Origin of the sequence: Alkalihalobacterium alkalinitrilicum (genome assembly GCF_002019605.1) — a bacterium.
GTDB lineage: Bacteria > Bacillota > Bacilli > Bacillales > Bacillaceae_F > Alkalihalobacterium > Alkalihalobacterium alkalinitrilicum.
In genome coordinates this window covers 901,512-913,937 of record NZ_KV917368.1, presented here as the reverse complement: position 1 = coordinate 913,937, position 12,426 = coordinate 901,512, and the positions used below count along the sequence as shown (strand labels likewise).

The following is a 12,426-nucleotide window of genomic DNA, read 5'->3' as shown; positions in this document are numbered from 1 at the left end:
TCCCTCCTATTTACTTCCCAATTGATTTAGTTGAGCTTCCAACTGCTTAATCCGAACATCTTTAGGATCTGGAAGAGTAACTGGTTGTAAAGTATCGGCAGTCATTTTTACTTCTGGTGAACCTCCATAAACAATTTCAGGGTCTCCCCAACACCCAAACCAAGGTAGGTTTTCAGAAGGTTCTTCAGTGACCCATTGCTTAGCAAACTCTCCAAAAGGAACGCCTCGCTTTTTACGTGCTTCTCTTTCCACTCGACGTCGTTCTTCTGTCTCTTCTTTATTTAAAATAAAAGAACTCTCATCATAAGCAACATGATAGATGTTTTTAGCCACATATTCTGAAATTAAACCGTCTTCTAAGTCTTTTATCACTAGATTCGGATCACGATCCAATACATCTCCGTAACCACCACCAGCACCTTGGGAGAGCATATAAATTTCGCCTTCGTTAACAATTTCATATTGAAGTCCACGATGGTGAGTAGTATACTCAGCCCCCTCAAACGGCTGTTCATTCATGATTTCTTCCATTGTGTACTGGAATAATTCAGGGTTTTCTTCCATAATCTTAAATGCGTTAATTCCTTTCACCTTTGCTAGTGGATAGGCTGGACAACCATATCCACCAAATAAACCGCTTACAGTCGGATATTTAGAACCAATTGTTGTAGACATCAGCCCCCATAATGGACTGTCTTTTACGGCTGTAATAATCTGATAACCTTGCCCTCCTCGGAACTTCCCAAAGCCTTGGTTATCTTTAAGGAGTCTGCGTGATAAATGCATCATAGGGATTTCCTCTTCTATTAATTCTTGCTCTCCTTGTTCTGCCATTGCCGCAAATATTGGAGCAATAGCATGCTCCCCATCTTTATCTACTCTTGCTCCTCCAGGCATAGCATTTAAATCTGTCCCAATGTTCCCCACTATTTCACCGTTCTGGGTAGTTCCTCCATAAATGAACGTAGCGATCATGTTGTACCAAGGTGCCACCACTTTCGTATGCTGTTCTGGTGAACTATACATGAATTTAGCAAGGGCGTGCTGAGCAGCTGAAAACATCGGGAAGTAAGTCATCATACTTTGAGCGTTAGGTGCTTCATAAGAAGAATCATAAATCGATTTATATGTTACGGTAAACTTCATTGGCGCAATGACAGCCTGGTTACGTGGTAAATCAGGCCAGATAAACTGTAGGAATAGTTGAGCCATCAATCCTTTATAACCTGTAATTGTAGTATTATTAGGACGGTTAGCAAATTCGGCAGCCGAACCACTGACGTTAAAGTGAAGTTCATCGCCTTTTTTGGTTAGTTCTAGTTGGGACTTAATGAGGATGTTTTCGCGTAAGGTCCCGTCCATCACTGCCATGGTTCTCACAGTACCATCTTGCCACTTGGAAATTCTACGTCTTACTTCTGCATCTGTATCATCAAGAGTTTTACGCAGAGTCGCGATTACCGCATCAACTCCAAATTCCTCCATTGCTTCTTCAATCCGCTGTTTCATCCGAATAGTTGCGTGGAGCTTTGCCTTCATATCCTGTAGTTGAAGTTTAGGTTCCCTCACGGAATTCTGCATAAAAGTAACTAAATCTTTTTTTAGCGTATAATCTTCTGCAACCTTAATCGGGGAGAGTACTAACCCTTCCATAAATTTCGATTCTGCAGCAGATGGTATACCACCTGGCTCAACAGCTCCGTTTTCACCTTCATGTACGACAGCAACTGCCCATGCAACTAGTTTGCCTTCGTGGAAAATTGGAAGCATAATGCTGTGGTCAGCATTATGAACCCCTCCATAGCGAGCGTCATTATGCATAAAGGCATCCCCTGGATGTACTCCCACAGTAGGTTCATCTACCCAGTATTTACGAGTGAACTTTACCGCAAATTGAGCGGTAGTGGAGAAAACTAATACTCCACCTGAGGCCAGTGAGAGATCACCCTCCGCTGTATAAAAGCCCGTTATTAGATCCCCCCATTTCGCTCCAGGTGCTGCTCCAATTTGTTCTAACATTTCAAATGCTTCCATGGAAGCGGCCTGTAATTTACTACGCACTACACTAATTGTTGCATCTGAAGCATTTGCAATAGCTTCTTCCTCAACTTCCGTTATTGGTGCCATTCCGTGATCATATATAATCTCTGGGTCTGGACCTAGAAATAAGGTGGTATCCTCTAAAAACTTATCCACTAACTCTTTTTCGCGTTGTGATTGTTCCATTCAACCTTCACTCCTTTATCGTTGAGTTTGAACCTTGTTTAATCGCCCTTGAACGCCAGAACCAACCCGTTTATGTGTAATCCAAGCTGACCTTTGTGGCCCCATGGCCAAACTCCACTCTGGTTCAATTAAGTAAGAAGTACGTGGAGATTCAATCAGTGCTGGACCTTCAATAACTGCTCCGCATTCAATATCATCTGCATTGTAAACTTTTGTCATAATCGGATTCGGAAAACCGACATAGTAGCAAGGTCGCTCCCTTACTGGTACTGACTCACTCTTCTGATAGGATTTTCCTTGTTCGAACTCAATGGAATCAAGGGAAACATAAGAAGTTACACGGATCGTATTAATCCGTATCCCAGCTTCTGGAGATTGACTCCCCCGACCAAATCGCTCACCATAGTTTTCATCGAACTTAGCAATGAGATTAAAAACATCTTCCACATTATTCAGTCGATTAGTTGGGCTAATAACAGATGTCTCAGCCACCTGATTCCCATAACGCATATCTAGCTCTAGGCGAAATTGAATATCCTCTTCTGACATACCCTGACGAAGGAGATCTTCCCTACCAGCCTCTTCCAGATCCGAGACAGTAGAATTGAATGTTTCATACTGGTTCAACAAGCTACGTGTGTTCGAGTCGTAAATATTCATAAAGACATTCTTTTCATGGATATGCAACTGGTTCATAATTCCCGCACCTAATGCTGAGAAAATCGGGCTAAATGGAGGGACAAAAATTTGGTCTATACCTAGTACATTCGCAATCCCGCAACTATGCAACGGACCATTTCCACCGTAAGCTAAAAGGGTGAAATTTTTGGTGTCATACCCCTTAACACCAAGTTCTTGTGAAATAGCATAAGCCATGTTACTATCTACCTTTTTCTTTATTTGCATAGCAGCCTCAACTACGGAAATATCCATTTCATCGCTGATATTTTCGCGTATTGCAAATTCTGCACGTTTACGATTTAATTTAATAGTTCCTTCTGCATAATATTCTGGATCTAGATATCCAAGAATCAGGTCAGCATCTGTTACAGTTGGAGCCATTCCACCTCGATCATAGCAAGCTGGTCCTGGATCTGACCCAGCACTTTGTGGACCCACTTCAATCGTGTTGAACATTTGATCAAAGCGTGCAATAGATCCTCCACCAGCGCCGATAATCTTTAAATGAAGCATTGGATGATTTACTAGCCAACGATCAATCGTAGGGTTGAAATCATAGAATCTAATTCCGCCACCAACAGCCAAACCAATGTCACAGCTCGTTCCACCCATATCCATGGCAATTACCTTACCTGTGGAGAATTTCTCTGCAACATGTTCAGTTGCATTTATACCTGAAGTGGGTCCAGAGTGAATGGTCTGAAGTGCATGTGTTGAGTTCAGTTGGGCCATTCCGCCAGTATTATGAACGACAAGCATCGGCTTTGTATAACCATAATCTTTCAACGTCATTTCCAGGGAGCTTAAGGCATAATACATTTTGTCATGTAGATAAGCATCTAAGATTGCTGATGTAGTGCGCCCATACTCCCCTTTACGGCCAACTACTTGATGCGATAGAATTACTGACATCGCACCCAGCAAACTGGATGGATACTCTTCCATAATAATTTCTTCTACTCTTTTTTCGTTTATTGGGTTAACAACTGCATTCATTAGCGACACAACTAAAGCTTGTGCTCCGCGGTCAACTAGTAGCCGAATCTGTCTGCGTAAATGCTCCTCATCAAGCTGCATAACGATTTTACCTTTATAATCGATTCTTTCTCTAACCCCTGCTATCATCCTCATCGGTACAAGTGGTTCAGGACGATTTGCAGCGGCAAGGTCTTGTTGTTCTAAAGGAGTAAGCCCTTCACCATATCCACGTCCACGGCTTAACGGGACAGAATGTTCGTAACCAGCAGTTGTTAAAAGACCAATTTGCGGACCTTTTCGCTCAATTAAAGAGTTCGTTCCAAGAGTGGTGGCATATCGTACGGAATCGACCTCAGAGAGGACCGTCCTAACATCTAGATTTAACTTACTGCATCCCTGTTCTAGGGCTTCCATAAAGCCTATTGCAAGATTATGGTGAGTTGTTAATGCCTTGGTTTCCAAGTAGAAATCATCCCAAACTAGAAAACAGTCGGTAAAGGTGCCCCCAATATCTACACTTATTCTTTTCATGGTTTTACCCCTCTCTTTTTCCTTTATAACGCTCTTGCAAAGCATCGATATCAAACTGCATATCATATTGCGGTGGGTGTCCTGGTGGCAAATACTCAACTTCCATCATAGTGGAGCACTCTGGACAATAATACTCGACTATCTGTAACCAATTAGGGTCTGGGGAAAATGTATATTCATATAAATCTGGATTTAATATAGGACGATGTACTTCTCGCGGGTCTCTTGCATAAACTAAGAGTCCCTCCTTATAGTTTTTGCGCGCTGGTCCAACCTTATGGTTACATTTACTACAACACCAAGTTTCATCTTCTAAATTAATTTCCAAATATTCCGTGATTTTAATTTTCATTTGGGTTACTCCTCTCATCCTTCATAAAGATATCAGAGTTTTCATTTACTCTAAACGTCCAACCATCGAGTACACGACAAGTAAAGTATTCATCTTCAATTAATGCTGGACCTACTCCACAAGACCCAATCGCCATGTTTTCAAAATTGTAGACAGGTACCTCTTGCCATTCGCCAGAAGGAAGCAGAATACGTTGCTGCCTTACAAGTTCAGGTTTTTCTTCTTCTAACTTTACGTTCGTTTGTAGTTTTGCATGCGCTATCGGTTTGACGACCTTTAGATATACCTGAATATCATCATAGGCTTTGTCCTCTTTAAATAATTCATCAGCGTCAGCTATATCTATGTGCTTAAGTTCACCATTGGAGACTACTCCAATTGAAACATCTATTTTACACTCGGCAAGTGTAAATCCTTCAGCAAACATATCTCGCTCTGCTCTTGTTTTCAATTGGTTGACCTTTTCTTGAATAATTTCTGGTTTTCGTTCTTTTAAGCTAATTTGATACTCATGTGCAATGTCACTAAAACTGATTCCATATGCACTGAACACTGCTGCTAAGCGTGGTATGATAACTTCTTCAATTCCAGCTTCACGAGCGACACCGCAGGCACTCATCGGACCAGCTCCTCCAAAAGCAAGGAGAGCAGATTTACCTTCATTTTCTTGATAGATTGAGAGCCCCTCAGCTATTTTTTGCTCGTAAGCCTTTTCCATAGATAACAAGGATTCTTCCAAACTTACCCCTAGCTCTTCAGCTATTTTCCCCTCGATTGCTGCACTAGCCCGTGATTGGTCTAGCATCATACTTCCACCAAAATATGACTTAGAATCTAAAATTCCCATTAGTAGGTAAGCATCTGTAATAGTAGGTTGTTGGCCTCCTCGTCCGAAGCACGCTGGACCTGGAGCTGCTCCTACACTTTCTGGTCCTACTACTACTCTTCCATTTTCTACACGGATAATAGAGCTCCCTCCAGCACCAACACTAATCAAATCACTGAGACGGAAGGAAGTTGGTATACCTTCTACTTCGCCATACAAATCCTCAAGGATGTTATCGTTCTTTACTAACCCAATATCGGAAGTCGTTCCACCAATATCAAGTGTCAATAAGGTAGGGATATTATAATGTTTCGCTAGCGCTTTAGTCCCCTCCATGCCACCCCGTGGACCTGAACCATATGTTTTAATCGCATTTGTTTTAGCTACACGAGCCGAGTTTCCATCATTATGGAAAATAAGTAGTGGATTTTTTGCACGGTACTCCCTTAATACATTTTCAGCATTATATAAGAAACGCTCCATACCAGGGTGTAAGAATGAATTAATAAGTGCTCCCCATGTTCGCTTTATGTCATCATAATCTTCCACCATTTCATGTGAAAATAAGACTGGTACTGCTCCCAATAGATGCCGGGGATATTTATTAAGTATAATATTACGAACCTTCTTTTCATCTTCAACCATAGAAGGCGCACTTAGACTAACAACAAGTCGAGTAGCACCTTTTGAAAGTAAATCGTTAACAACCTCCACGACTTGCGTTTCAAGTAAGCTTTGCTCATCATTTACACTAATTCCTACAACTCTGTCACCTACTATAGCTGCAAACATTTCTTTCTCTTCTTTACCTTCTAAAAGGAACGAACGATCCACATCATCATTCAAAATCAAGCCTAAACGAGGACCCTTTTTCTGTACGATCGAATTAGTTCCTGAAGTTGTAGAGTATCGAATATATTCTGTTTCTCCTAGTATCCTCTGTAAGTTTTCCTGTCCGTACTTTTCCTTAGAAGCCGCTTTTAAAACTTCAGTAAAACATTTTGTTAAATCAAATGGTGTCGTCAATGTCTTAGCACGAATAACTTGTTCTTTATCCATGACACAAACGTCAGTAAAAGTTCCACCATTGTCAATGTTAATTAAAAGCCCCATTTTAATTCTCCTTCCCATGCCTAATTTTTTTGAACACATTTCCCCTTACTTCTGCACTGACCTCCTTTCGGTCTTATAACCTAAAATGCAAAAATCATGCCAACTTAAAAAAGGATATTGATGGCCATAAAGACTATCAATATCCTATGTTTATATTGCTTTTTTTGTTGTCCAGCAATTATTTGAAACAGATATAGTTACACTAGTTACAAATTGTTACAGCTGTTACATTTGTTACACTTGTTACACTATTCTGATTTTTCGGATAATTAAATGGTTACTACAAGTAGGAGATAAATTTACTCAGATAGTTTGATGAGGCATTAACACTTTTACTCCAACCCGAACTGTTTGAGCTTTCGATAAATCGTCATTCTTGAAACATTGTAAAACCGAGCGACTTCAGATATGTTCCCATTAGTCTTTTGTATAACATCAATTAAATTTTCCCGGTTTAATTTTTTCTTCCATTGACCTTTCCACTGACCAGGAACAGAAGCCTCAGTTTCTGGAACAGGTAAACCCATTATTACACTTTGTAAATCTTGAGGAATATCTTTTCTTGTAATTACCCCGTCATCGGTATGAAAAATTGCTTGTTCTATTACATTCTTTAATTGTCTTATATTACCTGGCCAAGAATAAGTGTGAAAAGCTCTCCAAACTTCCTCCTCAACCTGCGGACAATTTACTCCTTTACTTGCCTCCTTTAGAAAAAATTCAATAAGTAAAGATATATCATTTCGACGTTCTCTAAGGGGTAAAATCGTTAATGAAATAACATTCAATCGGTGAAAAAGATCTTCTCTAAATTTACCTTTTCTAATTTCCTGTTTTAAATCCTTATGGGTAGCAGCAATTACCCTTACGTCTATGGGCACTGGCTCTATTCCACCTACTGGTATGACTGTATGTTCCTCAAGTACCCTAAGAAGATAAACTTGAGCGTCTAAAGGAAGGTCACCGATCTCATCTAGGAAAATTGATCCTCCGTCAGCCAACTGGAATTTCCCCTTTTTCCCTTGAGATTTAGCTCCAGTAAAGGCACCTCCTTCATATCCAAACAATTCACTTGCCAATAGCTCCCTAGGAATAGCTCCACAATTAACACCAACGAAAGGCTTCTTTTGACGAGGACCATAGTCATGGATTGATTGGGCTAAAATCTCCTTACCTGTACCAGTTTCCCCGCCAATCAATACTGTATTTTCACTAAATGCTGCTCTTTTAGCCAATTTAATTAGTTGCAGCATTGAGGGTTCATTTGTCAACATATGGTCAAACCCATATCTAGTTCTATTCCCTTTTGAAGAAACCTGGGCAGATTTATCTTTTGCAATTTTTTCAAAAGTAGCCATCCCACCTAACAGGTATGTCCCCAACTTATAAGGCTGTATGGTGATACGCCACTCATTTCCTCCTTCTTTTTTGACGTCGTCTAGCACGAATTTTTTCGGTTTGTTGTTCAAATCCATTTGGTTTATTGGGGTTTCTAGTACTTTTGATAACTGCTCACCAAAATTTACGCCAAATAAATATCGTGCTGCTTCATTATGTTGTAGGATATTACCACTCATATCAAATATCAAAACTGGATCTTTAATTGTTTCTAGCAGTGAGTATATTTGAAAGACATTGCTATTTATAAGGTGAGTGCCAATTCCTTGTTGAATTTTTTGTACTTTATTTGTTACTAACCCCATATCGTGTGCCTTTACTAAATTTTTTCCTCCTGTCAAGTTCAATACCCCTATGATTTGCTTTGTAACTGGGTCAATTATCGGTGCTGCTGAACAGACCCATGGATGCGATTTTTGACAGAAATGTTCAGAAGAAAAGATCTGTACTGGCACTTTTTCTATTAACGAAGTTCCAATAGCATTAGTTCCAGCAACCTCCTCGCTCCAATCTGCGCCTATATGAAAATTATAACTTTGTAATTTCCTTAATGTGTTCAAACTTGCCCTTTCTTCGATGATTATTCCTTCATGATCAGTTAAGACAATACTCATATCATCATGAGTAAAATTTTGAAAAATCTCATCCAAAAAAGGCAAAAAGATATTCATAAGGTATTCATTTTGTTCCTTCTTCTCTTGTATAGACGAGATGATTTTCCCATTATTTTTTACAGGGTCTATCTGGTTTCGAATACAACGTTCCCAAGAAGTTAAGACGATATCTCTTTGGTAATTAGGTATTACTCCATCAGAATGAAAGCGCTCCCAATTTACTTTAAGCCTTTTCTCCAAATTGTAAAAATCATCAAACTGACTCACTACTCGATATGGCAAGAACATGTCCCTCCTTTCAAAAATGTAAGACAAAGATATTGTTCAGATATGTCACGTTATTTATTGACCGTAGCCCTTAACTTCAATTGCTCTATACTAGGAACTAACTATCTATTGAAAAAACGATTCCACAAGTACATTAGATAGTAATGCGGAAACTCTTTCAGCTACTTTTTACTTTGCTAGAGTAAGATAAAAATTAAGGTGATGAGTTCTATATGTAATACATGTAAGTAAAATTTTTTACAAAAAGAATTTAAACGAATTACAAAATCCTTGCAATTCAACCCATGTGATAAGTAATACTATCACAATTATTACTAAAATAGTTCATAGAAAACTTGTCATTTTGTAATGATTTCTTTGATTAGTAAGACACACATATCCTTATTAGAGTAACATTTGCAAGGCCCAAGATTTAGAAAGCTTTATTATAATGAAACGAAATATAATTGAAAATTGATGTCACTAAAAATTTAAAATATGTTTGTGGGAATAGTTAATTATACCAAGTAAATCCATACCATTATATTACATTCCTTTTTCGACCTTTTCAATAGCTACAGTATTCATTCTAGGTAAATTAATACCTTTTTCGTTTTCAATTAATTCCTTCACATATATATCTTTTTGTTCTTTTAAATAAGTGGAAAGAGATTCAATTGCATCTAGCTAGTAGTAATCATAGTATATGAACTATGTGAGTTTTCCAAGCTCTTTACACCATCTTCCATAGTCTTTGTAAAGAGTCCCCAAAGAAATGGCAAAGATTATGACTAATATGAACTATTCTGGTCCGTTAGCAGCAGGTGGATTGAAAAATGAATAAGGGTAACACGATTATTAATAAACGAATTCTTGTTCTTTTTTCAATTTTTTAAACATATTATTTATTTTGGGAGACGTTCTCGCAAATATACAAATGCATCCCTTCACCAAACTTCATTGTAGCTCCCAGACAGTTACGTTTATACATGATGAGGGGGATGTGCATGGTCAACTTCAGGTTTTTTCAAGGAACACTTACTTCGATTCAAGATTTTTTCGTTGGGGGTAATGGTGAAGGTGCAGGTTGTTATAAATTCATGTCTGTAGAAGATGGAATGGGAGGAATTGTGAACTTCGTCGTTTCACCGACAACCTATTTTGTAAACCAGGCAATCGTAAGAATCGGTGACCAAGTGACGGGATATTATGATGGCGATGCACCTGTACCGCTCATTTATCCACCTCAATACCAAGCCCTTGTGATGGTAAAACAAAGCCCATATCAAAATGTAAAAGTTGATTTTTTTGACTCACAGTTAGTAAGTCGTGATGGCCAATTAAAACTAAATCTCTCTCCTTATACCGAAATCGTTTTGACCAACGCACAGCCTTTTACAAATAACCCCGCTAACCGAAACCTAATTGTCATCTACGGACCTGCTACTAAAAGCATCCCTGCCCAAACAGTACCCTTTAAAATCATTGTTTGGTGTTAGTATAGAAAAATTTAATAAATCCACCTAAAAAGTAGGTCCAGAAAGATTTCTTCTGCACCTACTTTTTATACTTTAACAATATCAATCCTGTTTATTGAAGGTTTTCCATATTGTGAATTTTCCTTAACAACCCAACCATGTACTTATCGTATTTTTGCTGAAAAAATAATCAATTTCTTCATCAGTTAATTCCCTTTTATCGTCGTACATCATCTTCCCATAAGTCAAAACTGCATCTACCATTCTATCGAATCAATGATCCTGCTCAAGTTCAGTACCTATGAAATCCTATACTGTAAAAATCCATTTTTGCACGAAAAACAGTGTGTTACTCTTACCACTTAGCTACGTAAACTCCCTCTTAACCAGGCACGTGGACGGTATGAACCGACGGGAATTTGGATCAAGCTTGTTTTTCCTTTCGATCTGATCCTATAGAGATCATCACATTGGTTCGCATCGAATCCTAACAACGGATGCCCCCCCATTCCTAAAGCACTCGACACTAAGAGCAGCCGTTGCACAAGAATGCCCGCTTCCATCTGTTGAATACGATATCCTCTATACCCTAATATCCCTTTGAGATGATCCTTTTCTCCAACCACATGAAAACAGAGTGGAACTTGATACAAATTTACATTCGGCATGGTTAAACCAGATTGTAAAAACTCCCGGTAATCCCCCTTTGTTATTCTCCGAAGTGCATGAGTGCCATATTCATAAGAATAGGCACCATTAGGAATTCCCTCTACATTATAAAAACTGCCATATAAAGAAACACGAGTCTCAACTTGGCCCTGTGTATCGTCAATGTCATTTTGATACGAGAAAGAAAATGTCTCTTTTAAAAGAGTAGATAATTGTGTTTGGCTTACTTTTCCTAACATAAAATCAATATCGGGAGAATACCGCTTCCTACAAACAGATGCGAGGTCGTACGAAAAACAGTCCGTAAATGGAAACAATACCATCTCCCTATCTAATGGAGGATTCTCACAACTAATTTTCTTGATTTTCACAAATGAATGCGTTGTTTCAAACATCGAAGCTTTATTAAGTTTTCTCAGCATCGGATAATCAATGACTCTCTTTGAACGATTATAGGAAACATGATTCAACACTGGAACTTCCCGACACAATTCAGATGCAGAAACCATTTCTTCTCTTTTTTGATCGTTGTCAACACAAGTAATTGAAGGTTTCATACTTAATGGGATTACCGCATATACACTTTCCTCCTGTTCGGATAACCCTAGCAAATGATTAATAGACTGATCAAGAAATTGATAATTTACCCGTGTAGAGAACCCCATTCGATTGGCTACTTCTAATAATTGCCCAATTAATACACCTGCGTCTAACCCTTGGAGTCTGTAGGAAAAATTATTGTATTTATAAAAATTTTTCCAAAAAACGGTCGAGACAAAAACGGTGCAAAAACAATCCGAAATAGGAAGACCATTTTCAAGACTTCTAAATAAGTAGAAATCGTAATTTCCTTCTCGTAACAAAATAAGACGATGGTGCGCTACATCATAATGATATATTCCTTTAGGAGCGTCATCCAGATTTACATACACATATAATTCATTAGGATACAAGGCACCGCCAGAGGGAACAAATCTCCGTAAAGATTGAGTAAAGCTCACATTCTTTTCCTCGGTTCCATCAAGTAAAATAGATTGAGAGTATTGAGTAAGACCGTAAACATACCATAAGAAATGACCAAGCTCTTCAAGACTAGGGTTTAGAGCATTTTCTCTCTTTTTGATTGTTAAGGGTACTTCTGAAGTAAGCGCGATCTCAGGTAATGCCTCCTGATATAATTTATAGGGAAGTGGTGCACCTTCCCAATCTACCTGCCAATCTGGTGGAAAGATTTTATCCGTGTCAAAATGTAGTTGATGAAGAAATGTATCAAGCTCCAAATCTTTTGTCCTC

At 38.7% G+C, this 12,426-nt stretch carries 7 protein-coding genes; 1 reads left to right on the top strand and 6 read right to left on the bottom strand.

Annotation, left to right across the window (positions count from 1 at the left end):
• Window positions 1-6 precede the first annotated feature (6 nt).
• The 5 genes from BK574_RS04360 to BK574_RS04340 form a co-directional block, all read right to left on the bottom strand.
• Window positions 7-2,226: a hydantoinase B/oxoprolinase family protein gene (locus tag BK574_RS04360; protein ID WP_078427663.1), complete on the bottom strand. Its 2,220-nt coding sequence runs from the start codon at window positions 2,224-2,226 to the stop codon at window positions 7-9.
• A 15-nt stretch (window positions 2,227-2,241) separates the two neighbouring features.
• Window positions 2,242-4,416, bottom strand: a complete 2,175-nt coding sequence (locus BK574_RS04355) for a hydantoinase/oxoprolinase family protein (RefSeq protein ID WP_078427662.1) — start codon at window positions 4,414-4,416, stop codon at window positions 2,242-2,244.
• A gap of 4 nt (window positions 4,417-4,420) precedes the next feature.
• Window positions 4,421-4,768, bottom strand: a complete 348-nt coding sequence (locus BK574_RS04350) for an acetone carboxylase subunit gamma (RefSeq protein WP_078427661.1) — start codon at window positions 4,766-4,768, stop codon at window positions 4,421-4,423.
• Window positions 4,758-6,707, bottom strand: coding sequence for a hydantoinase/oxoprolinase family protein (locus BK574_RS04345; RefSeq protein WP_158211529.1), 1,950 nt, complete (start codon window positions 6,705-6,707; stop codon window positions 4,758-4,760). Before BK574_RS04345 ends, BK574_RS04350 begins: the two co-directional genes overlap by 11 nt.
• Window positions 6,708-7,039: 332 nt before the next feature.
• Window positions 7,040-9,001: a sigma-54-dependent Fis family transcriptional regulator gene (locus tag BK574_RS04340; RefSeq protein ID WP_158211528.1), complete on the bottom strand. Its 1,962-nt coding sequence runs from the start codon at window positions 8,999-9,001 to the stop codon at window positions 7,040-7,042.
• Between the two features lie 992 nt (window positions 9,002-9,993).
• Between BK574_RS04340 and BK574_RS04335 the strand changes: the two genes are divergently transcribed.
• Window positions 9,994-10,485: a hypothetical protein gene (locus BK574_RS04335; protein WP_078427658.1), complete on the top strand. Its 492-nt coding sequence runs from the start codon at window positions 9,994-9,996 to the stop codon at window positions 10,483-10,485.
• Between the two features lie 341 nt (window positions 10,486-10,826).
• Here BK574_RS04335 and BK574_RS04330 read toward each other — a convergent pair whose 3' ends face one another.
• Window positions 10,827-12,413 carry a SagB family peptide dehydrogenase gene (locus BK574_RS04330; RefSeq protein WP_078427657.1) on the bottom strand — a complete coding sequence of 529 codons (1,587 nt, stop codon included), beginning with the start codon at window positions 12,411-12,413 and terminating at the stop codon, window positions 10,827-10,829.
• Window positions 12,414-12,426 lie beyond the last annotated feature (13 nt).

Bases quoted from the DNA above. Each gene is read 5' to 3' on its own strand.
- BK574_RS04360 (WP_078427663.1), bottom strand. From the start codon at position 2,226: ATGGAACAATCACAACGCGAAAAAGAGTTAGTGGATAAGTTTTTAGAG.
- BK574_RS04355 (WP_078427662.1), bottom strand. From the start codon at position 4,416: ATGAAAAGAATAAGTGTAGATATTGGGGGCACCTTTACCGACTGTTTT.
- BK574_RS04350 (WP_078427661.1), bottom strand. From the start codon at position 4,768: ATGAAAATTAAAATCACGGAATATTTGGAAATTAATTTAGAAGATGAA.
- BK574_RS04345 (WP_158211529.1), bottom strand. From the start codon at position 6,707: ATGGGGCTTTTAATTAACATTGACAATGGTGGAACTTTTACTGACGTT.
- BK574_RS04335 (WP_078427658.1), top strand. From the start codon at position 9,994: ATGGTCAACTTCAGGTTTTTTCAAGGAACACTTACTTCGATTCAAGAT.